At 62.1% G+C, this 25,778-nt stretch carries 23 protein-coding genes; 11 read left to right on the top strand and 12 right to left on the bottom strand.

Translation table 11 applies throughout. The features are described from left to right. Positions 1 to 64: 64 nt before the first annotated feature. Entirely contained in the window at positions 65 to 697 is a 633-nt protein-coding gene (gene maiA, locus CQ13_RS05635; RefSeq protein ID WP_057842007.1) for a maleylacetoacetate isomerase, read from the top strand. Continuing rightward, positions 687 to 1,223 (top strand): MarR family winged helix-turn-helix transcriptional regulator, encoded by a 537-nt coding sequence (locus CQ13_RS05630; RefSeq protein WP_057842006.1) that lies wholly within the window; start codon positions 687 to 689, stop codon positions 1,221 to 1,223. The genes maiA and CQ13_RS05630 overlap by 11 nt, the downstream gene beginning before the upstream one ends. Positions 1,224 to 1,307: 84 nt before the next feature. On the opposite strand, the gene CQ13_RS05625 is transcribed toward CQ13_RS05630, so the two are convergent. The 4 genes from CQ13_RS05625 to CQ13_RS45320 form a co-directional block, all read right to left on the bottom strand. Then, positions 1,308 to 2,921, bottom strand: coding sequence for a benzoate-CoA ligase family protein (locus tag CQ13_RS05625; protein WP_057842005.1), 1,614 nt, complete (start codon positions 2,919 to 2,921; stop codon positions 1,308 to 1,310). After that, positions 2,918 to 4,057: an FAD-dependent monooxygenase gene (locus CQ13_RS05620; protein WP_057842004.1), complete on the bottom strand. Its 1,140-nt coding sequence runs from the start codon at positions 4,055 to 4,057 to the stop codon at positions 2,918 to 2,920. The genes CQ13_RS05625 and CQ13_RS05620 overlap by 4 nt, the downstream gene beginning before the upstream one ends. Before the next feature lie 235 nt (positions 4,058 to 4,292). After that, the gene (locus tag CQ13_RS05615) at positions 4,293 to 5,150 is read right to left on the bottom strand and encodes a cysteine rich repeat-containing protein (RefSeq protein WP_057842094.1); all 858 of its coding nucleotides are present in this window, start codon (positions 5,148 to 5,150) and stop codon (positions 4,293 to 4,295) included. A 124-nt stretch (positions 5,151 to 5,274) separates the two neighbouring features. Next, entirely contained in the window at positions 5,275 to 5,448 is a 174-nt protein-coding gene (locus CQ13_RS45320) for a hypothetical protein (protein ID WP_245309033.1), read from the bottom strand. Between CQ13_RS45320 and CQ13_RS05610 the strand changes: the two genes are divergently transcribed. Next, positions 5,441 to 6,547, top strand: a complete 1,107-nt coding sequence (locus CQ13_RS05610; protein ID WP_245309031.1) for an efflux RND transporter periplasmic adaptor subunit — start codon at positions 5,441 to 5,443, stop codon at positions 6,545 to 6,547. The genes CQ13_RS45320 and CQ13_RS05610 overlap by 8 nt on opposite strands. A gap of 9 nt (positions 6,548 to 6,556) precedes the next feature. Then, a complete protein-coding gene (locus tag CQ13_RS05605; RefSeq protein ID WP_057842003.1) occupies positions 6,557 to 9,727 on the top strand; it encodes an efflux RND transporter permease subunit in 3,171 nt (1,056 codons plus the stop codon). A 7-nt stretch (positions 9,728 to 9,734) separates the two neighbouring features. Here the strand turns inward: CQ13_RS05605 and CQ13_RS05600 are convergent, their stop codons facing one another. From CQ13_RS05600 to CQ13_RS05585, 4 genes are all read right to left on the bottom strand, one after another. After that, the gene (locus tag CQ13_RS05600) at positions 9,735 to 10,415 is read right to left on the bottom strand and encodes a class I SAM-dependent methyltransferase (protein ID WP_197427250.1); all 681 of its coding nucleotides are present in this window, start codon (positions 10,413 to 10,415) and stop codon (positions 9,735 to 9,737) included. 165 nt (positions 10,416 to 10,580) lie between these two features. Continuing rightward, the gene (locus CQ13_RS05595; RefSeq protein WP_057842002.1) at positions 10,581 to 11,582 is read right to left on the bottom strand and encodes an NADP-dependent oxidoreductase; all 1,002 of its coding nucleotides are present in this window, start codon (positions 11,580 to 11,582) and stop codon (positions 10,581 to 10,583) included. A 90-nt stretch (positions 11,583 to 11,672) separates the two neighbouring features. Continuing rightward, positions 11,673 to 12,989 carry a bifunctional folylpolyglutamate synthase/dihydrofolate synthase gene (locus tag CQ13_RS05590; protein ID WP_057842001.1) on the bottom strand — a complete coding sequence of 439 codons (1,317 nt, stop codon included), beginning with the start codon at positions 12,987 to 12,989 and terminating at the stop codon, positions 11,673 to 11,675. Beyond that, positions 12,989 to 13,987: a hypothetical protein gene (locus CQ13_RS05585; protein ID WP_057842000.1), complete on the bottom strand. Its 999-nt coding sequence runs from the start codon at positions 13,985 to 13,987 to the stop codon at positions 12,989 to 12,991. Before CQ13_RS05585 ends, CQ13_RS05590 begins: the two co-directional genes overlap by 1 nt. 288 nt (positions 13,988 to 14,275) lie before the next feature. Between CQ13_RS05585 and CQ13_RS05580 the strand changes: the two genes are divergently transcribed. Together CQ13_RS05580 and CQ13_RS05575 are read left to right on the top strand one after the other, a co-directional pair. Continuing rightward, positions 14,276 to 15,049: a ferredoxin--NADP reductase gene (locus CQ13_RS05580; protein ID WP_057841999.1), complete on the top strand. Its 774-nt coding sequence runs from the start codon at positions 14,276 to 14,278 to the stop codon at positions 15,047 to 15,049. A 363-nt stretch (positions 15,050 to 15,412) separates the two neighbouring features. Beyond that, entirely contained in the window at positions 15,413 to 17,044 is a 1,632-nt protein-coding gene (locus tag CQ13_RS05575; protein WP_057841998.1) for an FMN-binding glutamate synthase family protein, read from the top strand. Between the two features lie 65 nt (positions 17,045 to 17,109). Here CQ13_RS05575 and CQ13_RS05570 read toward each other — a convergent pair whose 3' ends face one another. The 4 genes from CQ13_RS05570 to CQ13_RS05555 form a co-directional block, all read right to left on the bottom strand. Continuing rightward, positions 17,110 to 17,460 (bottom strand): DUF3147 family protein, encoded by a 351-nt coding sequence (locus CQ13_RS05570; protein WP_057841997.1) that lies wholly within the window; start codon positions 17,458 to 17,460, stop codon positions 17,110 to 17,112. Positions 17,461 to 17,478: 18 nt separating this feature from the next. Continuing rightward, positions 17,479 to 19,482 (bottom strand): carbohydrate porin, encoded by a 2,004-nt coding sequence (locus tag CQ13_RS05565; RefSeq protein WP_057841996.1) that lies wholly within the window; start codon positions 19,480 to 19,482, stop codon positions 17,479 to 17,481. 583 nt (positions 19,483 to 20,065) lie between these two features. Then, positions 20,066 to 20,323 (bottom strand): hypothetical protein, encoded by a 258-nt coding sequence (locus tag CQ13_RS05560; protein ID WP_028351026.1) that lies wholly within the window; start codon positions 20,321 to 20,323, stop codon positions 20,066 to 20,068. Positions 20,324 to 20,475: 152 nt separating this feature from the next. Next, the gene (locus tag CQ13_RS05555; RefSeq protein WP_057841995.1) at positions 20,476 to 21,285 is read right to left on the bottom strand and encodes a creatininase family protein; all 810 of its coding nucleotides are present in this window, start codon (positions 21,283 to 21,285) and stop codon (positions 20,476 to 20,478) included. Between the two features lie 140 nt (positions 21,286 to 21,425). Here CQ13_RS05555 and CQ13_RS05550 point away from each other — a divergent pair, with 140 nt between their 5' ends. From CQ13_RS05550 to CQ13_RS05530, 5 genes are read left to right on the top strand one after another with little or no spacing between them, the layout of a single operon-like run. Next, positions 21,426 to 22,445, top strand: coding sequence for an ABC transporter substrate-binding protein (locus CQ13_RS05550; protein WP_057841994.1), 1,020 nt, complete (start codon positions 21,426 to 21,428; stop codon positions 22,443 to 22,445). 6 nt (positions 22,446 to 22,451) lie between these two features. Continuing rightward, complete coding sequence (locus CQ13_RS05545; protein ID WP_057841993.1) at positions 22,452 to 23,264, top strand: ABC transporter ATP-binding protein; 813 nt, start codon at positions 22,452 to 22,454, stop codon at positions 23,262 to 23,264. Further along, positions 23,261 to 24,049, top strand: coding sequence for an ABC transporter permease (locus tag CQ13_RS05540; protein ID WP_057841992.1), 789 nt, complete (start codon positions 23,261 to 23,263; stop codon positions 24,047 to 24,049). The genes CQ13_RS05545 and CQ13_RS05540 overlap by 4 nt, the downstream gene beginning before the upstream one ends. Further along, positions 24,049 to 25,038 carry a 2-hydroxyacid dehydrogenase gene (locus CQ13_RS05535; RefSeq protein ID WP_057841991.1) on the top strand — a complete coding sequence of 330 codons (990 nt, stop codon included), beginning with the start codon at positions 24,049 to 24,051 and terminating at the stop codon, positions 25,036 to 25,038. The genes CQ13_RS05540 and CQ13_RS05535 overlap by 1 nt, the downstream gene beginning before the upstream one ends. Then, entirely contained in the window at positions 25,038 to 25,739 is a 702-nt protein-coding gene (locus CQ13_RS05530; RefSeq protein WP_057841990.1) for an AprI/Inh family metalloprotease inhibitor, read from the top strand. The genes CQ13_RS05535 and CQ13_RS05530 overlap by 1 nt, the downstream gene beginning before the upstream one ends. The last annotated feature ends 39 nt before the right edge of the window (positions 25,740 to 25,778 follow it).

Raw genomic sequence — 25,778 nt, 5'->3', positions numbered from 1 at the left:
CTTACAATATCGATAGCGTCAATGTGGTAAACCCGAACAGGCCAGAAGAATCAGGGAGGTTCCGATGAAGCTGCATGGCTATTTCCGCAGCAGCGCGGCATACCGCGTCAGGATCGCGCTCAACCTCAAGGGGCTCACGGCAGAGCACCTGCCGCATCACCTTCGCAAGGGCGAACAGATTGCGCCGGGCTATCTCGCGATCAACCCGCAGGGGCTGGTGCCGACGCTGGAGGGCGACGACGGCGCGGTGCTGACCCAGTCGCTGGCCATCATCGATTGGCTGGACGAGACCCATCCCAGCCCGCCGCTATTGCCAAAGGATCCGCTGCGCCGCGCAAAGGTGCGCGCCTTTGCGCTCGCCATCGCCTGCGACATCCATCCGGTGCAGAATTTGAAGGTGCTGGCCCGGCTACGCCAGCTCGGCCTGCCGGAAGAGAAGGTGACGGAGTGGGCGGCTTGGGCCAATCGCGAAGGCCTCGCTGCCTGCGAGACCCTGATCAAGGGCGAGAACGGGCCGTTCTGTTTCGGCGACACGCCGACGGTTGCCGACCTCTGCCTGGTGCCGCAGCTTGCCAACGCGCGGCGCTTCGGCGTCGACGTTTCGGTTTTTTCCCGCCTGCTCGAGGCGGAAGCCGCGGCAAAGCAAATAAAGGCATTCACCGATGCCGCACCGGACAGGCAGCCCGATGCCGAGTAAGTCACAACCGATCACCATGGACGCGGTCTATACCGCGCCCGGCTATCTGTTCCGGCGGATGCAGCAGATCGCGGTCTCTATCTTCGTCGAGGAGTGCAGCGCATTCGACCTGACGCCGGTGCAATATGCGTCGCTGGTGGCGATCCACACCCATCCGGGCATCGATGCCACCCGGCTGTCGGCGGTGATCGCGTTCGACCGCTCGACCCTCGGTAACGTCATCGAACGGCTGGAGAGCAAGGCGCTGATCGAGCGCAAGCCCTCGCGCGAGGACAAGCGCGTCAAGCTGCTCTATCTCTCGAAATCGGGCGCAGCCGTGCTACGCGACATCATGCCGTCGGTTGAGCGCGCGCAGCTCAGGATGCTGCAGCCGCTGAAGCCTGCCGACCGCAAGACCCTGCTGACGCTCCTGACGCAACTCGTCGATCTCAACAATGAAGCCTCGCGCGTGCCGCTGCGCGCCGAGGACGCGCTGGAGCATCTGGGGAAGCAGGGTGAGGGGGCGTTAGGGACAGGGGTTAGCTGATCGTCATTGCGAGCGCAGCGATGCAATCTACAGCGCCACAAGCGGAGGAATGGATTGCTTCGCTTCGCTCGCAACGACGGGTGGCTACATCTTTATTAACGCCTGGCGGTCGATCTTGCCTGTGCCGGTCTTCGGCAGTTCCTCGATGAACCGGATCTCGCGCGGATATTTGTAAGGCAATAGCTTTGCCTTGACGTAATCCTGCAGCTTCTTCGTCGCATCATTGCTGTCGAACTCGCCCTTGTTCATCACCACCACCGCTTTCAGGGTCATCCGGCGGTCCGGCAGCTCGGCCGCAAACACCGCGCATTCCCTGATGTCGGGATGCTCGGCAAGACAGAGCTCGACCTCCAGCGGATAGACCCACTGGCCTGAAATCTTGACCAGGTCGTCGGCGCGGCCGCGGAAGAAATGGAAGCCGTCGGCATCACGCACGAAGCGATCGCCGGTATAGATCCACCCCTCCTCGCGAATGGTCTCGGCGGACTTGTCCGGCCGGTTCCAGTACAGCGGCGTGTTGGAATCGCCGCGTACCCACAAGATTCCCTCCTCGTTGTCGGCGACTTCGCGGCCGTCCTTGTCCCTGAGCAGGATTTCATAGCCGGGCACGCGCAGGCCGGCGGCGCCGAGTTTTTTCTTTTCGGGGAGGTTGGAGAGATAGATGTGCAGGACTTCCGTCGAGCCGAGCCCTTCGATGATCTCGAGCCCCGTCAGCTTTTTCCAGCCGTTGAACACTTCCGCCGATAAGACTTCGGCCGCCGACAGCGCCATCCGCAGCGACGAGAAATCGGTTGTCGCCGCACCCTCGGCCTTGGTCAGCGAGGTGTAAAGCGTCGGCAATCCGTAGAACACGGTAGGCCGGTATTTTTCGATCGCCGCGAAGATCGCTGCTGGCTTCGGTTGTCCCGGCAGCAGCAGCGTCGCGGCACCGACCGAGAACGGGAAGGTGATGGCGTTGCCGAAACCGTAGGCGAAGAAAATTTTCGGCACCGAGAAGCAGATGTCGTCGGGCCCGAGCTTGAGCACACTGCGGGCAAACGCCTGCTCGCTATAGGCCATGTCGTGCTGCAGATGCACGATGCCCTTGGGGCGGCCGGTCGAGCCCGACGAATACATCCAGAACGCCATCTCGTCGCGGTGGGTGTCGGCTTCCGGAAGATCGGTGGCGAAGCCTTGCAGCCACTTTGCCGCGTCGACCGTGTTCGGCACGGCGTGCTCGCCCGCTACGCCATTGACCACAACAAGGGTTTGCAGCGGCGTATCCCTGCAGGCCTCCGCGTTGAACCGCGTCGTAAACTCTGCCTCGGCGACGGCTACAGTTGCGCCGGCGTCCGAGAGATAGAACTGCAGGAGCTCCGGCGGCGTCAGCGTGTTGATCAACAGCGGCACCAAGCCGGAGCGCACCGCGCCGAAAAATGCCGCCGGGTAGGCCGGCGTGTCGTCGAGGAACATCAGGATGCGGTCGCCACGCTTCAAGCGCAGCGATTGAAAGCCGTGGCCCCATTGCGCGGCCTCGGCGCAGAGCTCCGCATAGGTGCGCGTGCCGCCGGGGCCGGTCAGCGCCAGCCGGCCGCGGCGACCGGCCGCAAGATTATCGAACAGGATGCGGCTCGCGTTATAGCGTTCCGGGATCGCAAAGCCGATCTCGCGTGCGCCAGGGTTGTCGCGGGGGACCAGATCGGAAATTTCGGACGTCATGCCTGGCTCCCGATTTTCTTCGCCGCCTCGTAACGCGTCATGAATTCCGGCGACATCGCGCGCAGCCGCGCGTCGGCGATCCGCCCGGAGCGGGTGATGTAGCTGTAGGCAAAATCCATCAGGTCGAGCTTCATGTGTTCGGGGAAATGTTCGTACCAGTCGGCGCTGGTGCGCGCCGCCGTCACCAGCTTCTGCACGATCGGCTTGCGCTCGGCCTGGTAGCGGGCGAGGCCTGCGGGAATATCGTTATCCGCCTCCAGCGCCTTGGTTAGCGCGATCGCGTCTTCGATGGCGAGCCGCGTGCCTGAGCCAATCGAGAAATGCGCGGTGTGCAAGGCGTCTCCGATCAGCACCATGTTGCGGTGGGACCAGTTCTCGTTCCAGATCCAGGGAAAATTGCGCCACACCGATTTGTTCGACACCAGCGAGTGACCGTCGAGGGTCTCCGCAAAAATCTTTTCGCAGATCGCCTGCGACTGTTCGATCGTCATGTGCTCGAAGCCATAGGCCTGCCAGGTCGCCGCATCGCATTCGACCAGGAACGTGCTCATGGCGGGCGAATAGCGATAGTGATGCGCGTTGAAGAAGCCCAGATCGGTCCTCACAAACGTCTGCGACAGCGTGGCAAAGCGTTTGCTGGTGCCGTACCAGGCGAATTTGTTGGTCGAATGCGAAACCGAGGCGCCGAATTCCTTCTCAAACTCGCGGCGCACCAGCGAGTTCAGTCCGTCGGCGGCAACGATCAGGTCGTATCCGCCGAGTTCGCCGATCGACTGGATCGTGGTGTCGTACCGCGCCGTCACGCCTGCCCCGCGCACGCGCTGCTGCAGGATGGTGAGCAGTTCGAGCCGGCCGATCGAGGAGAAGCCGACGCCGTCGATCTCGACGCTCTCACCACGCAAATTGAGCGTGATGTTCTTCCAGCTCTCCATCCGCGGCGTGATGGCGTCGACCGTCTCGGGGTCATCGGCGCGCAAAAATTCCAGCGCCTGCTCGGAGAACACCACGCCAAACCCCCAGGTCGCGCCTTCGGGGTTCTGTTCGAACAGGTCGATTTGCGCGTCCGGATGACGGCGCTTCCAGAGATAGGCGAAGTAGAGGCCGCCGGGGCCTCCGCCAATGACGGCGATACGCACGTCTTCCTCCCAATCGACAGTATACTTACTAATTTGGGGTGGAGACTAATCTGTGCCGGATATTTGCGCTAGAGGAAAATATCGCCGGGAACCGTTCTGCGGCCCGCATCTACCTTAACGTTAGCGCACGAACCGGTACCCGTCGCGCCATTAGGGCATTTCAGGTTTGAAACCGCTTTCCGCCGAAGACGCGATAAGCTCGGCTGCAGCGAAAGATCGCCGCAGGCTGCGGGATTTAGCGCGCCGCGAATTGCGACAGCACTTCCTTGCAGGCAGGCGAAAGCTGGGCAGCGTTGGTCGCAAGACACTGCACGATCCGGCCACCGCCGGCGGGCACGCCGCCGCAAATCGTGCGCACGTCAGCACCGCAGGCCGAGCGCAGCACGAACAGCTCTTCGCGCGGCCGCATCGGTCGCAGCACGATCACGGTCGGCGCCGCCGTTGGCGCAACGGTAGCCGCGGCTCCCGCCGCGGCCGGAACCCCGCCGGCTGCGGGCGTTGCGGCTGCTGCTCCACCGCCACTGGCGGCGGCGACCGCCTTCTCGCAACCGGCCGAGAGTTTCCCCTTGTTCTTTTCCAGGCATTGCAGCGCAGGAGCGCCACCGGTCGGTACGCCCGCGCAGACCTTCGGATAATCGGAGCGGCACGCGCTGCGAATGGCGGAAATCTGGGCGCTAGTCGGCTGTCCGGCAGCGGGGGCGGCGGGTGCAGCCTTCGGTTCGCCGGATTTGGACGGCGCCGCTGTCGCGGCGGCCGGTGCCGCAGATTTCTGCGGCGCGGCTTCGGCCGGCTTGGCGGTGTCGACGGGCTTGGCCGTCTCCGCGGGCTTGGCCGCCGCCGCTTCCACCGCGCGCACCGCGCTCTGGCAGTTCGATGAAAGGCTCGACATGTTCTTTTGCAGGCATTGCAGCGCGGCCTCACCGCCCGGCGGCACGCTGGAGCAACGCGCGATGTAATCGGAACGGCATTGCGACTTGATTGCGTCGCGTTGCGCCTGGCTTGGCGCTTGCGCAAGCACGGGTGCTGCAATTGCGAATGTCGCGGTTGCCAGTAATGATCCAAGCTTTCTTGCGCGCGTCAACGTCTTGATCATTTGAATAAATCCTTTGTCGTCGCCGGAAGCCGCCGCTTCAGCCAAAATGAAATGTGCTTTCAGAAAAATTCCGGACGCATCATTTTCGCTTTCCGGTTTCGCCGCAAGCGGATTGTTGCTATTTTCATGGGATGGCGGAAAGCCGATTTCCGAATAAAGCCTTTTCCAGAACAAGACGGATTGAGGCACCAAAAATGATGGCTTTGCGTTCGCCTGCACGCTTGAGATCACACCGCACCGCCGCGCAAAAAGGCGCTGCCGCCTGCCGTGCAGCTTTCGCCGTTGCTGCAATGGGCATCTTAAGTGCCTGCGAACAAAATACTTTTGTCCCTCCGCCGCCGCCGAAGGTCGAAGTTGCGCCGCCCCTGCAGCGGCCTTTCACGCGCTATCTCGAAGCGACCGGCAATACGGCGGCGATCAAGAATGTCGATCTGGTCGCGCGCGTGCAGGGTTTTCTGCAATCGATCAACTACACGGACGGCGCCTACGTCAAAGAAGGCACATCCCTGTTCACGATCGAGCCGGACACCTACAAGCTGAAGCTCGAACAGGCGCAGGCCGCGGAATCCGGCGCGCAGGCCTCGGTGCGACAGACCGAGGCGGATTTCAAGCGCCAGCAGGAGTTGGTGCAGCGGCAGGCCGTTTCCCAGGCCACGCTGGATAATTCCACCGCGGCCCGCGACAATGCGCAGGCGAGCCTGCTGCAGGCCCAGGTCAATACCAAGATCGCGGCAGTCAACTACGGCTACACCAATGTGGTCGCGCCGTTCGACGGCGTCGTCAGCGCGCATCTCGTCTCTGTCGGTGAACTCGTCGGTGCCTCGTCGCCGACGCAACTCGCCACCATCGTGGCGCTCGACCCGATCTATGTGAATTTCAACGTCAACGAACAGGACGTGCTGCGGATCCGCGAGGAAGCGCGCCGGCGCGGCCTGACGCCCGATGATCTCAGGCAAGTACCGATCGAGGTCGGATTACAGACCGAGACCGGCTTTCCGCACAAGGGCAAGCTCGACTACGCCGCCACGACGCTGAACCAGTCGACCGGCACGCTGCCCGTGCGCGGCGTGCTGCCCAATGCGGATCGCGCGCTGCTGCCGGGATTCTTCGTCCGAATTCGCGTGCCTTTGGACCAGGTGCAGAACGCGCTGCTCGTGCCTGACGTCGCGCTCGGCAGCGATCAGTCCGGCCGCTACGTGCTGGTCGTGAACGGCGAAAATGTCGTCGAGCAGCGCAAGGTGCGCGTCGGGCCGCTAGAAGGCGAACTACGCGTCATTGAGGAAGGCCTCAAGGCCGATGACCGCGTGATTACCGCCGGGCTATTGCGTGCGATACCCGGCCAGAAGGTCGATCCGCAAGTGAAAATAGTCGAAGCTCAGCCGGCGTCGGCCAAGTAGGAGCCGGCCATGATTTCAAAATTTTTCATCGAACGGCCCGTTCTTTCCAACGTCATCGCGATCCTGATGATCCTGATCGGCGGCGTCAGCCTGTTCCGGCTCGCCGTTGCGCAGTATCCCGATGTCGTGCCGCCCACGGTGCAGGTTACCACCCGCTATCCCGGCGCCAGCGCGAAAACCGTGATCGACACGGTAGCGCTGCCGATCGAGCAGCAGGTCAATGGCGTCGAGGACATGCTCTACATGCAGTCTTACAGCGGCGCCGACGGCTCCTATTCGTTGACGGTTACCTTCAAGATCGGCACCGACCTCAACTTCGCGCAGGTGCTGGTGCAGAACCGGGTCTCGAGCGCGCTCTCGCAACTGCCGCAATCGGTGCAGAACCAGGGAGTCACCGTCCAGAAGCGATCGACGGCAATCCTCTTGTTCGTGACGCTGACATCACCGAAAGCGACCTATGACAGCCTGTTCCTGAGCAACTACGCCACCATCAACATTCGCGACGAGCTGTCGCGCCTGCCCGGCGTTGGGAATGTGACTGTGTTCGGGGCCGGCCAGTATTCGATGCGGGTCTGGCTCGATCCGAACAAGCTGCAGGCGCGCAACCTGATGCCGCAGGACGTGATCTCGGCGATCCAGCAGCAGAGCCAGCAGGTCACAGCAGGCCAGGTCGGGGCGCCGCCGGCGCCTGCAGGGCAGGCGTTCCAATATACGCTGAACGTCAGCGGCCGGCTCGACGACACTACTGAGTTCGAAAACGTGATCGTCAAGACCGGCAGTAGCGGCGACATCACGCGCGTGCGCGACGTCGGCTGGGTTGAACTCGGCGCCCAAACCTACAGCCAGATGTTCTCACTCAACAACAAGCCGGCCACCGGCATCGGCGTGTTCCAGTCGCCGGGCGCCAACGCGCTCGAAGTCGAGCAGGCGGTTCAGAGAAAAATGGCGGAGTTGGCGAAGGGATTTCCACAGGACATCAAGTACGACACGCCGTTCAACACCACCAAATTCGTCTCCGAATCGATCAACGAGGTCTACAAGACGCTCATTGAGGCCGGCTTGCTCGTGCTCGTCGTGATCCTGATCTTCCTGCAGGACTGGCGCGCGATGCTGGTGCCGGCGACGACGGTGCCGGTGACCATCATCGGCGCGTTCGCGGCGATGGCCGCGCTCGGCTTCACCGTCAACATCTCGACGCTGTTTGCGATCGTGCTCGCGATCGGCATCGTGGTGGATGACGCCATCATCGTGGTCGAGGGCGCAGCTCATAATATCGAGAAGGGGATGTCCGGCCATGACGCCGCGATCAGCGCGATGGATGTGCTATTCGCGCCGATCATCGGCATTACGCTGGTGCTGATCTCGGTGTTTTTGCCCTCGGCATTCCTGCCGGGGTTGACGGGCCGGATGTACGCGCAATTCGCGCTGGTCATTGCCGCGACCGCGCTGCTCAGCGCCATCAACGCGGCGACGCTGAAGCCGACGCAATGCGCCCTGTGGCTGCGCCGGCCCGCGCCGCCGGAACAGCGCAACTTCTTTTACCGGGGGTTCAACGCGGTCTATAACCGTCTGGAGGCCTGGTATGGCCGGGTGATCAGCCGTCTGGTCGCGCACAGCAATGTATCCGTCATCTGCGCGCTGATCCTGATCGCGATCGGCGGCTACGGCCTGTCGCGGGTGCCGACCGGCTTTATCCCGATCGAGGACCAGGGCTATCTGCTGGTGGCGGTGCAATTGCCGGATGGCGCGGCGCTCGACCGCACTCAGCGTGTGCTCACCCGCGTCAGCGACATCACCAGTAAAACCGCGGGCGTCGATCAGGTGATCACGATCGCGGGCATTTCCGCGCTCGACAATTCTTCCAGCCTCGCCAATGCCGGCGTGGCCTATCTGATCCTCAAGGAATGGAGTGCGCGCGGCGAGGGCGAGGATCTGCGGTCGCTGTTCGTCGGCCTGAACGAAAAACTGTCTGTGATCGAGGAGGCGCAGATCCTGGTGGTCCCGCCGCCGCCGATCCAGGGCATCGGCAATGCCGCCGGCTTTGCGATGCAGGTGCAGCTCCGCGACGGCAATTCCGATTTTAGCAAGCTGCAGGCAATCACGGGCGCGATGGTTTCCAATGCGGCGTCGCAAAGCGCGCTGCAGCGGGTCAGTTCGCCATTCCGTTCGATGGTGCCGCAGTTCGACGTCGAGGTTGATAGGGTCAAGGCGCAGACCATGCATGTCACGACCGACCAGATCTTCTCGACATTGTCGTCCTACATGGGTTCGAGCTTCGTCAACCAGTTCAACAAGTTCGGCCGCACCTTCCAGGTCTACGCACAGGGAGACGCGCAATTCCGCCTGACGCCGCGCGACATCGAAAAGCTGACGGTACGCAACAGCCAGGGCGACATGATCCCACTCGGCGCCGTGGCGAAGATTACGCCCGCCGTCGGCCCGTCGCTGATCAGTCTCTACAATCTCTATCCGTCGGCAACCATCATCGGGCTGCCGGCCACGGGTTACAGCTCCGGCCAGTCGATGAATCTGATGGAAGAGATCGCCGCCAAGACCCTGCCGCCGGGCACCGGCTTCGAGTGGACGGCGATGTCGTACCAGGAGAAGGTCGTCGGCGGCCAGATCTACTGGGCGTTTGGACTCGCCCTGCTGCTGGTGTATCTCGTGCTGGCTGGACAATACGAGAGCTGGTACGCGCCGATCTCGGTCATTCTCGCGGTGCCGCTGTCGCTGCTCGGGCCGATGCTGGTGCTGAGTGGGCTGAGGATCGAGAACAACCTCTACACCCAGATCGGCATTATCCTGTTGATCGCGCTGTCGGCCAAGAACGCCATCCTGATCGTCGAGGTGGCGCTCGAGCTCCACGTGCGCGACCGCAAGCCGCTGTTGGAATCCGCGGTCGAGGCGGCGCGGGCCCGTTTCCGTCCGATCCTGATGACGTCGTTCGCTTTCATCCTCGGCGTCGTGCCCTTGGTGCTCGCCACCGGCGCCGGCGCGAATGCGCGAAAATCGATTGGCATCACCGTGTTCTCGGGCATGCTGGCGTCAACGTGCCTGGCGGTGCTGTTCGTGCCGACGTTCTTCGTTGTGATCCAGCGGTTCGAGAACTGGCTGAAGGAGCGGAAGGCGAAGAGGGCGGGCGTGCAGGCGACGCCGAAAGTGCCGAGCGTGTCGTCTTAGCAGTCAGTTACCTCGGCCGGCGTCCCTTTATCGCATGCGCGCGCGCGTCACAAATGATGCGTCCCCCCGCATCCTCATGGAGGCGAGTGCGCACCCGCCTCTTGAGTGCTTCTGCGTCTGCAGATTCCATCGTGGCAATGATGGGGGCGATCGAAGGGGCTTCCAGGTTAATTTTCCAGAATTCGTCGAAATGCGCAAAAGTCCGCTGTACCGAGATCTCCCGCGTCTCCACGGCCTCGAGACCGGCACCTGTCCACAAGTCCTGCAGCGCTGGCATTGTGGATGCGTCCATCCGCGACGGGCGTGGAGGCGCAAGACCCATCGCACGCATCTCGACGTGGATCGGATCCAGGGGAAATCCGCCACCCAACATGTCCCACATGTAGGCCGCGACTGTGCCGCCCGGGCTGACCACTCGAACCATTTCCTCGACGCCTTTGGCTGGATCGGGAACGAATACCAGGACCAACGCCATGACGGCTGCATCGAAGCTGTCAGCGGGAAAGGGAAGCGCCATGGCGTCGCCTTGGCGAAACTTCGCCAGGCGCGCCGCTAGTCTGCTGCGTGCAAATGCAAGTTGCCCTTCGGACGGATCAATACCCTGAACGTCCACCGGAGCGCATCGCTCGACCAGGATGTCGGTGAAGGCACCGTTGCCGCAGCCGACGTCGATCCATCGCACGCCCATCGGCGGGGCCAGCCAATCGAGAAAGATCTCGCCGGCGAGTCGGCTTCAGACGCCCATCATGCGCTCATAGCTGGAGCCGTCATCGAAGCGAATTTCAGCCATTAGCTACACCCCCGCCGCCACCCTACCGGAAATTCGCGATCGCAGAGTGCCCCTCTGCTCGGGTTACACCCTCACCATCCTCTTGCCGCGGTTCTCGCCGGCGAGCAGGCCGATCAGCGCTTTCGGCGTGTTCTCGATTCCGTCGATCACGTCCTCCTGCACTTTCAACTTGCCGGAGGCGACCCAGGACTGCAGATCGGCAAGCGCCGCGGCGCTCTGGTCCATATAATCCATCACGATGAAGCCCTGCATGATGAGGCGCTTCACCACGATCAGGCCGGGCACGCCGCGCGGACCGTGGGCCGACGGTACGCCGTCATATTGCGAAAGCGCGCCGCAGCAGGCGATACGGCCGCGGTTGTTCATCAGCGAAAGGCAGGCTTCGAGAATCTCGCCGCCGACATTGTCGAAATAGACGTCGATGCCCTTCGGCGCGGCTGATCGCAGCGCCTTGAAGGTGGCGCCGTCCTTGTAATCGACCGCGGCGTCAAAGCCGAGTTCGGACGTGAGCCACTGGCACTTGTCCTTGCCGCCGGCGATGCCGATGACGTTGCAGCCCTTGATCTTGGCGATTTGCCCGACGATCGATCCGACGGAGCCGGCGGCAGCCGACACGACGACGGTCTCGCCTTGCTTCGGCTTGCCGACATGCAGGAGACCAAAATAGGCGGTGAGGCCGGCGATGCCGTAGACGCTGAGCAGATGCGTCATCGGCTCCATCTTCGGCATCTTGTTCAGATGCTTTGCCGGCACGGCGGCATAATCCTGCCAGCCGGTATCGCCGAATACGATATCGCCCGGCGCGAGGCTCGAAGCCTTCGAGGCGACGACCTCCGCGATGCTGCCACCAGCCATCACCGTGTTGGCCTCGACGGCGGCGCGATAGGTGGCACCGTGCATCCACGCGCGGTTGGCGGCATCAAGCGAAATATAGCGCGTCCGCACCAGCGCCTCGCCATCTTTCGGTTCGGGCACCGCGCCGTTGACCATCTTGAAATGCTCCGGCCCGAGCTTCCCGGTCGGCTTTTCGACCAGCAGGATCTGACGATTGACGATGTCGCTCATGGTGCTTTCTCCCCTCGGTGTCGCATTCTGGCGCTTTCCAGTGCACTGTCCGCGGAATAGCTGCTCGATTGCACAGATTGTGCGCCACGTTCAGAAAAATTCCAAATCCTCCGCGCGGCCGCCCTTTGCGACGGTTGCGTATTCGATCGCCAGGAATAATCCACCCGCCACATACACTCTGCGCTTTTGTTCCAGAGCCATCTCCTGCGAGAGCCCCACGGCATCCGCGATTGTCGCCGCGACATGAAGGGTTGCGTCGGAATTGCCAAGTCGCGCGGCGGCGGCGATGGCTTGCGGGTCCGCGCCCTTGTGGTGCGCCGCTGTGCAGATGATCGTATCGAACGACGGCGCCAGCACGCCGACGATCTCGTCGGCTTTCTTGTCGCGCGAGGCGCCAGTGACGAGAATCCAATCGTCGCCGCCATGAATAGCCGTGAGGCTCGCGTGCGATTGCCGGATGCCGTCCGGCGTATGGCCGACGTCGATCACCGTGAGCGGGTCTTGCTCGATGACCTCCAGGCGGCCGGGCCAGCGGACATTGCGCAGGCCCGAACGGATGGCCGCTTCGATCCGCTCGGGGGCCTTGCGCGGCTGCTCGCGTTGCAGCCAGAGCAGGAATAGCGTGACCGCGATGGCGGCGTTGTTGAACTGGAACGCTCCGGGCAGGCCAAGCTCGATGCGGCGAAAATCATGATAGCCGAACTGGAAATCGAAATGCTGCCCCGACGCGGACTGGGCCTCGTTGTCGACACTGATCTCGTCACGGACGAACAGTGGGGTGCAGCCGCGCCAGCGATGATACTCGACGAGATGTCGCCGCAGGTCGCGGCAGTTTTCACCATAGATGATCGTGCCGCCGGCGGCGCAGGCGTCGCTCTTGTCGGAGGCGATTAGTTCAAGCGAGTTTCCGAGCAATTCGACATGCTCGTAATCGACCGACGTGACGCAGGTCTCGCGCGCGCCGATCAGGCGGACTGGATCGTAGCGTCCGCCGATGCCAGCTTCGAACACCGCGAAATCGCATTCGCTCTTCTGGAAGTGCAAGCAGGCGAGCGCGAACAGCGCTTCGAAAGCGCCGAATTGTTCACCGCGACGGCTCGAGACGTCGGCGACGACCGCCGCTACCTTACGCTTCAGAAGGGCGAGCGCGTCGTCGTCGATTTCGACGTTGTCGACCTGTATCCGTTCGTTGAAGCGAAACAGATGCGGGGAAGTGAAGAGACCCGTGCGCAAACCGTAAGCGCGGCCGATTCGAGCGCACATCGCCGCCGTGCTGCCTTTGCCATTAGAGCCGGTCACCACCACCGAGATGCGCCGCAGCCGCGCGCGATCGACGGCCAGCATGTCCAACAGCTCTGCCATGCGCGCGAGGCAGACGCCGTCACCATATTTCGGCAGGTCGAACACTAGAGCAATCCCATGGTCGAGAAGGTGTGATGCCAGATCTTCAGGATTAGGTCGCCGCGGTCGGAATTCTCCAGCAGCCGGATCGCCGGGTTGGAATTGACCTCGATGACCTGCATGGAATCCGGTTGGCCACCGATATCTACGAACATGTCGATGGCCGCTACGCGAAGTCCGATCGCGCGCGCAGCCTGCCGCGCCAGCACGATGGCCCCCTCGGACGGTGCATCCGCCAGTACCATCGTGCCGCCAGCACTGAGATTCATCCGCCCGGGGATCTCGCGCCGTTCGCCATTTGCCGGCACAGTGTCGAGTGACGGGTCGTGATCGGACAGCGAAGCCGGCGAAAGGCCGCGGGCCCGCAAAGCGTCATTATGGGCCGCCAGCAGTTCGCGGAACGTGCGCACGCCGTCGCCCGAGATGAACGGCGGGCGTTTTCGCGCGCAGTAGAGCGCGTCATCGTCGAGCAGGAAAACGCGATACTCGGTGCCATCGACGATCGGCTGGATCAGAACGGCGTCATAATACTTCATCACCGCATCGAGATAGCGAACGAGCGCTGCTTCGCCGTGAACCGCTTGCGCGAAATCGCCGCGCGCTCCAGTGAGCGGCTTGACGAAGGCCGATCCACCCAATGCCTTGAAGCCGGCAATCGCGTCGCTGCGTTCATGGCCCGCCGGGCGATGCGCGCGGTGGCGATTGTGCAGGAAGAAATACTCGCCGCCGAGCGCGGGCACACCGGCGTCTCGGAGAATCCTGCTGGCAAAGAACTTGTCCGACGCCAGTGTCGAAGCCGTCGCGTTGTTCTGCGGATACCAGGAGCATCGGCCGGCGCCGAAATGAAGCAGCCTGTCGCGCGCGGCGATGCTGAAGATCAATCCCGAGCCGCCGTCGAGGTCGCGAAACGCCAGCCCGAATTCGGCAGCCGCAAACTCTGCATAGACCGCCTGGTCCGGATAGAAGCCCGGTTTTCCTTTTCGAAACTCAGTTGGGCTTCGCATGCGATCTCTTTTGAAACGTTCTTAATTCGACGTAGTCTTTTATTGCCAGATCGGTGCCGAATTCAGCAAGTTAATTGCGCGAGAAAGCGTTAACGAAGGCGATCGAACCTTTTTGCAAATTAGGCCGACAGCCATTCCGAGTTCTCAATTGTGCTGCAGGTCATATTGACTATGTGTCTCGTGTGCGCAAATGAAGCGCCAAATCGCCGCTGATTTCGCTGATTTTGGCACTTTGAGGCCCGAAGACCGAAACGTTCTACATCGAGACGTCAGGAAGAACGAAAACACATGAGCGCGTTCTATAGAGAGAAAGTCCTTTCTGTCCGCCACTGGACCGATACCCTTTTCAGCTTCCGGGCTACCCGCGATTCCGGTTTCCGCTTCCAGAACGGCCAGTTCGCAATGATCGGCCTCGAGGTCGAGGGCCGGCCGCTGCTGCGCGCCTACAGCATGGCGAGCGCCAATCACGAGGAAGAGCTCGAATTCTTCTCCATCAAGGTTGCGGACGGGCCGCTGACCTCGAAGCTGCAGAAGATCCGCGAGGGCGACGAGATTCTGGTCGGCCGCAAGGCGACCGGCACGCTGATCACCGACAATCTGATTCCGGGCAAGCGCTTGCTGCTGCTCTCGACCGGCACGGGCCTCGCCCCATTCGCCAGCCTGATCAAGGATCCCGACGTCTATGAGCGGTTCGAGACCATCGTGCTCGTGCACGGCTGCCGTCAGGTCTCCGAACTTGCTTATGGTGAAGATCTGGTCGCCAAGCTGCGCGACGACGAGTTGTTCGGGCCGCTGCTGTCGGAGAAGCTCTTGTACTATCCGACCGTGACCCGCGAGCCGTTCCGCAATCGCGGCCGCATTACCGACCTGATCTCATCCGAGCAGTTGTTCAACGACATCCACCAGCCGCCGCTCAATATCGAGACCGATCGCATCATGATGTGCGGCAGCCCGGCCATGCTGGAAGAGCTGAAGCAGATGTTCGAATCCGGCGGGTTCATCGAAGGCAGCGGAAACACGCCCGGCCATTTCGTGATCGAAAAGGCGTTCGTTGAGCGCTGACGGTCACCGTCATTCCGGGTTCGCGTCTGCGACGCGGCCCGGAATGACAGGCTCCCCATAGCCCGCCCCTTTCCCTCACTGCTATAACCCTCCCGTAACGTCGCTCGGCTCGTTGCCGACGCGACGATTGATAGAGCGTGCGTGCCGGTGCACAACGAGGTTGTGCGGCAAGGACTGCACTCGGCTCCACGTCATTACGCTGCACTGCACAAAGGCGACAGGTTTATTCGGACCGGGAGCATCCCGTTTATTTTTCAAGTCGCCGTCACTTCCGTGAAGGTCGCTTCGTATATCGTGTAGCGCCCGTTCCGGCCATTGAACTAAGCTGCCGTCCGGCAAGGATAATTTGGGTGAGGGAGTTCCATGGAAACGCTGCTGCTTCCGTTCTCGCCACGCTACATCGTGCTGACGATCTGCGCCGTCATCACGGCATTGCTGATCGGCATCGGGATCTTCGACAATAATCTGAAAGTGTGGGAGTTGCTGCTGCTGCCGATCGTGGTCTTCGGCGCGCTTACATTGCTGGGCATTCGCGATCTCGTGCAGAAGAACCACGCGGTGTTGCGCAATTATCCGATCTCGGCGCACATTCGTTTTTTGCTCGAAGAAATTCGGCCGGAGATACGGCAGTACTTCTTCGAGAGCGAGAAGGACGGCAAGCCGTTTTCCCGCGACACCCGCGCTCTGGTGTATCAGCGTGCCAAGATGGAGCTCGATAAGCGGCCGTTCGGCACCCAGGAGGACGTCTATCGCGACGGCTACGAATGGATGCACCATTCGATGTTGCCGAAGGCGGGTGCCGTCGAGCAGTTTCGCGTCACCATCGGTGGTCCGGATTGCACTAAGCCGTACTCGGCCTCGGTCTTCAACATCTCGGCGATGAGTTTTGGGGCGCTCAGCCCCAACGCCGTGCGGGCGCTGAACGCTGGTGCGAAAAAGGGCAGCTTTGCGCATGACACCGGCGAGGGCGGCGTCAGTCCTTACCACCGCGAGCACGGCGGTGACATCATCTGGGAAATCGGCTCGGGCTATTTCGGCTGCCGCAACCGCGACGGCACATTCAACCCGGAAGAATTTGCCCGCGTCTCCAGCGACGATCAGATCAAGATGGTCGAACTCAAGATCAGCCAAGGAGCCAAGCCCGGACATGGCGGGGTCCTTCCGGCGGCCAAGGTCTCTGAAGAGATCTCCAAAATTCGCGGTATCCCCATGGGCGAGGATTGCATTTCGCCGGCCACGCACCGCGCGTTCTCGACGCCGCTGGAAATGATGGTTTTCATCGGCGAGATGCGGCGACTATCCGGCGGCAAGCCGGTCGGGTTCAAGCTGTGCGTCGGTCATCCCTGGGAATTCCTGGCGATCTGCAAGGCGATGCTGCAAACCGGGATATATCCTGATTTCATCGTGGTGGACGGCAATGAAGGCGGCACCGGTGCTGCGCCGCTGGAATTCATGGACCATTTGGGCATGCCGATGCGGGAGGGCGTCAATTTCGTCCATAATGCACTGATCGGCATCAGTGCGCGTGACCGCGTCAAGATCGGTGCCGCCGGCAAGATCGCGACCGCATTCGACATGGCGCGTGCGATGGCGATCGGCGCCGACTGGTGCAATTCTGCGCGCGGGTTCATGTTCGCGCTCGGCTGCATCCAGTCGCTGAGCTGCCATACCGATCGATGCCCGACTGGCGTGAGCACCCAGGATCCGCTCCGCGCCCGCGCGCTGGTGGTGCCGCACAAGATTGAACGGGTCTACAACTATCATCACGCCACCCTGCACGCCCTGTCCGAGCTGATCGCCGCGGCCGGCCTCGACCATCCGCGGCAATTGCGGACGATCCACTTCTCGCAGCGATCCTCCACGAATGACACGTTGTCATTCGCGCAGCTCTATCCACAGCTACGTCCGGGCGAGTTGATCGAAGGCACCCAGGATCCGCGCTTCCGCGATGCATGGGCGATGGCGCGCGCAGTTTCGTTCCAGCCAGCGGGATAAAATCCCGGCGGTTTCCCCGCTGCCGCGCGGAGGCGAAGGGAGCGCGGCCGGGAGAATTTGCCGCTTCAAAGGCGGATGCCGAATTTGGCGAGCGTCCAGGCGGTGAGGAAGTAAAGAGCAATCGTCACCGCGCAGCCGGCGGCGAGGCTGGGCCAGAAGCCCACGCCCGCCCTGAGCAGCGCCGGCAATATCAGGAACAGCGGTAGCGACGGCAGCACGTACCAAAACGTCGATTCAGCCACACTGGCAATCCGCTCCGCATCGCCGGTGTCGTGCCAGAGCCACAGGAAGCTCAACAGCGAAAGCAGCGGCAGCGACACGATGAGCGCAGCGAACGCCGGGCTGCGCTTGGCGATTTCCGACACCGCCGCGATGATAATGCCGGACAGGGCGCATTTGATCACGAAGTAGAGCATGGGGTGCCTCAAGGGGCACTAGAACTCTCCGTGCAGCCTGCCGGAGAACACATGGACCGGGCCGCGGTCGGCATTGTAGGCGGGATTGGTGATGAACTGGTAGTCGGCGGTGAGCGTGAAGTTCTTGTCGATGGCGTAGGCGTAGTAGGTCTCGAGGATTCGTTCGTTGCTGTAGCTGAGACGGCCGTCGCCGATCAGCAGGCCGAGACCGCCGGCCGCCAGGAAATCGCGGTGCGCGCTGGAGAGACCATTGATTGCGCCGCCCAAACCGAACGTATCGCTCGGGCGTCCCCAATAGCTGCCCTTGACTGACAGGCCTGCCGAAACGCTGCGGTCGATGTCGGTAAAGGACAGGATTTCGTTGCGGCCGTCGTTCCAGCTCGCGCGGGCGAACAGGCCGACATCATTCATGATCTGTTGTTCGGCGTTGACGTAGAAACCGTATTTCAGGTTTTCGCGCCGGATGCTGGGCATGATGTCGTTGATGTCGAGCGTCGGATCTGCGGCGCTGATCGCCAGCGCATTGCGGTAGTTGCCGGTATTGCCGCGATTGGCGAAGATGCCGAGCCGCAATTTGCCGGGCTGATCGAACACAGTGTGACGTTCTTCGAACTCGACAACAGCTCCGCCGGTCTTGAAGGTGAGGACATCGCTGTTGGGAGCAGAGGGCACCTGAAACACGCCCGCGCGGACCGCCCAGTCCTTGCGATTGAGTTCGACCACCGCGCCGCGGGTAAATCCGGGGAGATCGGCCGGAAAGTCATAGGCCGCGGACGCCCACATTGCCCAGTTCATGAAATCCACACGCGGGTCTTTTGCGTAGGAATTGCCGTCAAAAAAATCTCCGACGGCAAATCGCCCGACCGTTACCGTGATCCGGTCGATGTCGCGCTTGCCCGGCAACTGATTGGCCGCATCGGCCACTTCTTCCTGTTCGCCGCCCAGCCCGAACGTCTGCCGGAAGAAATAGCGCTGTGCGCGGAATCTCGGATATTCGGCGCCGCCTTTTTGCGCTTCGCCGTTTGAAAAACCTGCCAAGCCTAATGTGCCGCCGATTCCGAAGCCCTGCGCAAGCTCCGGACCAAAGTAGAGCTCTCCGCCGTCCCACAACCGCCAGCCGAGAAAGGCTCCGACCGTCCAGGTCTCTCTGACGCGTCCGGCGCCCGGCAGGCTGTTCGTACCGTGATACGGCGAGCGGAAGCTTGGATAGCCCTGCGGAAGGAATGTCGTCTGGGCGTGGACGTTCCAGTCCTTGGACGCTGGAGGGGTGGGGGGCCTGATGGCGTAATCGCTCGATGTCGCAGAACCCGGCCCGTCCCAGATCTTGTAGTTCAATCCGAGCTTGACCGTATGGACCTTTGGATCGACCCTGACGTCCGGCAGCGGCACGTCCGCAAGTCCATAGGCTCGGGCGCCCAGATAGATGTAGTCGTATTCGAGTTTTGCGCTCCATCTGGCGTCGGCGGCATACTCGATGCCAGCGCCTGCGGTCCAGCCGAGATGTGTATGCCCACGCGTAGATAACACGCTTCCGTCGACATCATTGATGTCGACATGGGCCCTAGCCCAGGCGACGCCGCCGGTCACGTAGGGCAACAGCGTTCCGAAGGCGTAACCGACGCGGCCCCGTGCCGTGGCAATATAGTCGAAGGTCGTGTTGAAGAGAGCCGGCGCAAGCCTCGGACGATCAAGCGTGCTCAGGAACGAAACATCGGCTTCGCCCCCCAACACCAGGTTGTTCGGGAGCTGAAAATTGTAACCGGCCTGATAGCCGCCGATCAGGCCGGTGATGCTGTGGGGAAAGAACACGCCTTGCAGCGGCAGGGGACTGGCATCAGGGCCAAGGCTGCCGCCGCCATAACCGACATGGCCGCCGAGATAGAATCCGCTCCAGTTGTAGACGGCTCTCAGCGCCGGTGCCTTCAACGGCATATCTGCAGCGGCGGCAACGCCGTCAAATGCGAGCAGGCTCAGGCCTACGCCTGCCAGCAGATACTCTCGGGATCGGCTGCGACGGCTCATGATTTCTGTACTTCCAGCGCGAACATTCCGGCGACTTCTCTCATCATCACTGCAGATTTGCCGGCGCGCTGCCTACCAAGGAAATCGGTTAGAATTATCAGCCCGCCCGTTCTTGTGGATTGGTCGGTGGTTCCAGCCCCAGATCGGGAACAGGCAATCCGTTGGACAATCCTTATTGCGAGCAATTCGCAACTACAACAAGGATTGAACCGCTTCGTCTGAATGACATCGTCACGTGACATCCGCGCAACGCAGCCGCAGGAGCGGATGTTTCGAACGAAAACTTGGCTCGGGCGATCCGGGACGGATGCCGGTTCGCGCGCGTGAAGATAGCGACTCTTCAGGTTGTCGGTCTGCAGCAAAAAGGTGACCCGCCCGGGGGGACAACCGGGCGGGTCGGGTGCGGCACGGGGGTGGATGAGGCGCCCGTGCCGGACGCTGATCCACGACAGAAGCGTTTTCGAGCGAAGTGGCCTTCCGGTTCGCGTGAAGAAAACGCGTTAAACACGAGAAGCGCTTGCAGGGTCTGAAGTGGTTCGTTGAAGAAGTCGCTTCTCAGACAGCAACCGAGTCAGCGCGGAAATCAGTATGCGCAGGTCCGGACGCGGCCGATGTAATTGCCGAAAGCGTCGAACTGGCGAACCCAGCCGCAGCGGCGATAGCCGTCATAGTAGTAGTGGGGACCCGAAGCTGCGATGGCAGTGCCGACGATGGCTGCGCCCACGAGGCCGGCGCCGACACCCCAGTGCAGCGGCTTGGCCTGAGCCTGTGTGGAAGCCATGCCGCCGGTAACGGCAAGAGTAGCGAGAGCGAGAGCGGCGAACTTGGTCTTGATCGACATGGAAATCTCCATCCTGTGTTACGCGGCCATTGTGGTCCGCATGCCCAGTTGGACGGAGCGCGTTGAAAGGCGGTTCGAGACGGCGGCCGGAAATATGGTTTCGTCGTTTATTTCCTCGATATTTCAGATGGTTAGGATAATAGATCGCGATTTTATGCTTTACGAAGAAACAATTCCGGATCGAATTTGTCGACGTCATCGAGCAGTTCGCAGAACGCCCGCGCGCCGTGATCGAGCAGTTGTTCGCCCTTCTCCGCAGTGGCTTTGGTGGCGTCGCCCACTGCGCCGCTTTCGTTAAGGTCCTGCGCCTGCCACGCGAAAGGGACCGGCCGATGCGCCGAGAGCCAACGAAATTCCTTCTCCATCGAGATACTGGCAGGGCGAAAATCGGCGATCGCCTCGCTCCGCACCGTGTGCGGATAGCGCGCCAGCATGATGGAGGTCTCGACCGCGCCGCCATGAATGCCGTGACGCAGCTCTTCCGCGGAAAACAAGCCGTCCGGCGCGCCGAAGCGCGACCAGCTCGTGGTCACCACGAGCAGCCTGTGATGTGCGCGCAGATCCTGCGCGACCAGCGACATCGCCGCGCTGTTGCCGCCATGGCTCGTCACAATCACGAGCTTGCGGATTCCGCATCGCGCGACGCGCTCGCCGATCGCCGTCCACTCCTTCAATGCGGCCTCGGTCGGCAGCGTCAGCGTGCCCGGAAAATCGATGTGCTCGGTGGAGATGCCGACCGGCTGCAGCGGCAGAAAGGTGACGGGCAGCGCGACAGGCAACAGCTCGCGCACCCGCGCCAGATAGGCCTCGCCGATCAGGACGTCCGTTTCCAGCGGCAGATGCGGGCCGTGCTGTTCGGTGGCTGCCAATGGCAGCACCGCGATCCAGCGCGCGGCGTCGGCCGTGGCAATGTCGGGCCAGCGGATGTCGGTCCAGTCGCGGGGCGGAACGGTTGAGGCCATCGAGCGAAGCGTTTCTTTGGATGAATTTGCAGAGTAGTTTGTTAGATAGTCCGGGAATGGTCCGATCCCTGGACAAATCCTCTTGGGGACGTTGTCCTTAGCCTCTCATCATGGGCCAGAATGATCGACGGAGTCCAACCATGAACCCGGCCTTTTTGCTGCGAACGTTAACCGCAGGTCTTTTGGCGTTGGCCGCAGGACCGACGCAAGCGCGTGGCGAAACCCTCGACAAGGTGTCGTTCGGAACCAATTGGGTCGCGGAGGCCGAGCATGGCGGCTTCTTCCAGGCGGTCGCCGACGACACCTACAAGAAATACGGCCTCGACGTCACCATCGTTCCCGGCGGGCCCAACACCAACAACCGCATCCTGCTGACCGCCGGCAAGCTCGATTTCTTCATGAGCGCGAACACGCTGCAATCGTTCGACGCCGTTGCCAATAACGTGCCGCTGATTGCGGTCGCCGCGATCTTCCAGAAGGATCCGCAAGTATTCCTCACCCATCCGGAAACCAAAATTGCGAAACTCGAAGATCTCAAGCCGCTGACGCTGCTGGTGTCCAAGGAAGGTGTCGCGAGCTACTTCCAGTGGCTGAAGTCCGAATATGGGTTCAGCGAGAGCAAGGTAAAGCCCTACACCTTCAATCCGCAGCCTTTCATCGTGAACAAGCAGAGCGCGATGCAGGGTTACGTTACCTCCGAGCCCTACGCCGTCGAGAAGGCCGCCGGCTTCAAGCCTGGCGTGATCCTGCTGGCCGATCACGGCTTCAATGCCTATTCGACGCTGATCGAGACCCGCCGCGAGATCGTCGACAAGAAGCCGGACCTGGTGCAGCGCTTTGTCGATGCCTCCGTCATCGGCTGGTACAACTATCTCTACGGCGACAATTCCGCCGGCAACGCGATGATCAAGAAGATCAACCCCGAAATGACCGACGAGCTGCTCAGCTATTCCGTCGCCAAGATGAAGGAATACGGCATCGTCGATTCCGGCGATACGTTGCGCGACGGCATCGGCGCCATGAACGATGCGCGCGTGGCGAGCTTCTTCGACAAGATGGTGCGGGCCGGCGTGGTTCGCCGCGATATCGACTACCGCCAGGCCTACACGCTTCGCTTCGTCAACAAGGCCGTCGGTCTCGATCTGCGGCCGAAGAACTGACGCGAGATGGTCGGGCCCGCTTTGTCGGAGATGGATAGCGAAGCGGCGGGCCTTGCAGTGCGTCTGCGCGCGGTAAGCAAGACCTATGACAATGGCGTGACCGCGCTGGGGCCGCTCGATCTTGATGTCGCAAAGGGCGACTTCGTCTCGCTGCTCGGGCCTTCCGGCTGCGGAAAATCCACCGCGCTGCGGCTGATCGCGGGGCTCGGTGCGCCGAGTGCGGGCACGGTGAACGTTCCCCATCGCGCCAACAAGGCGGATGGGCGGCATCCCATCGGTTTCGTGTTTCAGGAGCCCACGCTGATGCCGTGGGCTAGCGTGCGCGACAACGTTTGCCTGCCGCTGAAGCTTGCGCATGCGGCGCCGGCCGAAGCCGACCGGCGTATCGAGGAGGCGCTGGCGCAGGTCGGCCTTGCCGAATTTGCGGATGCATACCCCCGTGAACTGTCGGGCGGCATGAAGATGCGGGTCTCATTGGCGCGGGCGCTGGTCACCGATCCGGACATTCTCCTGCTGGACGAGCCGTTCGCAGCGCTCGACGAGATCACGCGTTTTCGGCTCAACAACGACCTGCTGGCGCTGTGGCGCAAGCTGCACAAGACCGTCATTTTCGTCACCCATTCGGTGTTCGAGTCGGTCTACCTGTCGCAGCGGGTGATCGTGCTGACGGCGCGTCCCGGGCGCATCCGCGGCGAGTTTCGCATCGCGACGCCGGAGCCGCGGGGGGAGGAGTTTCGCACCTCGGCCGACTATGCCGGCTATTGCCGCGAGGTCTCGAATGCGCTGGCGCCTTCCTATTCCGGGCAGCGCAGCGCATGAGTTCCGTGCAGAACATCGGCCGCATGCTGCTTCCCGTCGTCGTGCTCGCGGCGGGCCTGGCGTTGTGGGAATTCGTTGTCCGCGTCAACGATATCCAGCCCTATGTGTTGCCGAGCCCGACAACCGTGTTTCAGACGCTCGTCAGCGACTGGCCGGTGCTGTCGGAATCGCTCGGCATCACCTTGCTCACCACGCTGGAAGGTTTCATCGCCGCAGCCATCGGCGGCGTCGCGCTGGGGCTGGTGTTCAACCAATCGAAATGGCTGGAATATTCGCTGTTTCCCTATGCGGTGATCCTGCAGGTCACGCCGGTGATCGCAATTGCGCCGTTATTGCTGATCTATCTGCCGCAGCAGACCGCGGTCATTGTCTGCGCCTGGATCGTCGCTTTTTTTCCGGTTCTGTCCAACACCACGCTCGGGCTGAATTCGGTGGACCGCAATCTGGCCGGGCTGTTTCAGCTCTATGGCGCGTCAAGGCTTCAGACGCTGCGGTACCTGAAATTGCCGGCGGCGCTGCCGTTCATCCTCGGTGGCTTGCGGATCGCGGGCGGCCTGTCGCTGATCGGCGCCGTGGTAGCCGAAATCGCCGCGGGCACGGCAGGCGCCGGCTCCGGTCTTGCCTTCCGGATCGCCGAATCCGGTTATCGCCTCAACATTCCCCGAATGTTCGCGGCGTTGTTGTTGCTGTCGGTGGCCGGGATTGTCATCTATGGGCTGCTGGCGCTAGTTTCGCATCTGGTACTACGGCGCTGGCATGAGAGCGCGCTTGGAAAGGAAAATTGATGGCTGCCGCGAATGTTTCGTCCGAGAAGATCGATCTGTTGATCTACGGACCTGTCAGGCCGATCCTGGAGAATGGCTTTCCGGATCAGTACGTCCTGCATATGGCGGAGAGCCGGGCTGACCTCGAGCGCTTGACGCCCGATACGGTCGCAAAGATCCGCGGCATGGCGGTCACCTATCACATGGTGCCGGCGGACGCGAAGGCGCTGTCGCAATTTCCGAAGCTTGAAATCGTCGCGAGCTTCGGCGTCGGCTACGACCACGTCGACTCGGCTTATGCGAGGGAGCACAATATCGTCGTCACCAACACGCCCGATGTGCTGACGGAAGAAGTCGCCGACGTCGCGATGGGGCTACTGATCGCGACCTTGCGCGAATTCGTCAAGGCCGACCGCTATCTGCGCTCCGGCCTATGGCAGACCCAGAACTATCCCTTGAGCGCCGGTTCGCTGCGCGACCGCAAGATCGGCATCGTCGGCATGGGTCGCATCGGACAGGCGATCGGCCGCCGGCTCGAGGCCTCGCGCGTGCCGGTTTGCTATCATTCGCGCAATCCGTCGTCGGCCGTGTCCTACCAGCATTATCCCGACCTGATCGAGATGGCGAAGGCGGTTGATACGCTGATCGTCATCGTGCCCGGCGGCGCCTCGACCGCCAAGATGATCAATGCCGACGTGTTGCAGGCGCTTGGTCCGCGCGGCGTTTTGATCAACGTCGCCCGCGGTTCCGTCGTCGACGAGCCGGCGCTGGTCGCGGCGCTGAAATCCGGCACCATTCTCGCCGCCGGACTCGATGTGTTTGCCAACGAGCCGAACGTGCCGGACGAGTTAATGGCCATGCAAAATGTCGTGCTGTTGCCACATATCGGCTCAGCTTCGGTGGTAACGCGCAATGCCATGGATCAGCTTGTCGTCGATAACCTGAAAAACTGGTTTGCCGGCAAGGCGCCGCTGACGCCCGTTCCGGAAATTCCGGTGAAGGGACGCTGATGTTGCTTAGGCGTTCAGGCATTACGGCAGCAGCGCTGACGGCGCTGCTCGCGCTTGCGCCGCAGGTCTCGGCGCAGGATGCCGCTGCCCTGAAGAAGGAAATGATCGGGCAGTGGGAACTTGCCACCACCGAGCGCAGCAAGACTTGCGTCGTCACGATGAAGGGCGATGCGACGCCGCAAGGGCTCAAGCTCGAGCTTGAGCCCGGTTGCGCCAAGGCGTTGCCGTTCACCAAGGACATCACGGCCTGGAATATCAAGGGGCTGGACATCGTGCGGCTGCAGGATGCGGCAGGCCAGCCGGTAATCGACTTCACCGAGGTCGAGAGCGGCATCTTCGAAGGCTTGCGGACTGGCGAGGGCGTCTACATCCTGCAGAACCTCGCGGCCGCCCGCTCGCTCGCCAAGTCGATGGACCAGATGATCGGCGACTGGTCGATGGTTCGCGGCAATGGACAGACGGTCTGCGGCCTGACGCTGACCAACACAGAGGCGACCGGGGATAATTTCCAGGTGTTCCTGAAGCCGAAATGCGATCCGGCGGTTGCGGCCTTCGCGCCAAACCAATGGCGGCTGGAGCGCGGACAGATGATCCTGATGTCGGCCAGAGGCGAGAGCTGGCAGTTCGAGGCCGACGACAATGCGCAGTGGCGGCGCGTGCCGGATACCGCCGATCCCCTGATCATGATCCGGGGGCAATAGGCGGTATCCCCGGAACCTGGATTTTTTTCTAGCGCATGT

The sequence above is a fragment of the Bradyrhizobium retamae genome (genome assembly GCF_001440415.1).
GTDB classification, from domain to species: domain Bacteria; phylum Pseudomonadota; class Alphaproteobacteria; order Rhizobiales; family Xanthobacteraceae; genus Bradyrhizobium; species Bradyrhizobium retamae.
This window is presented reverse-complemented; position numbering and strand designations above follow the sequence as displayed.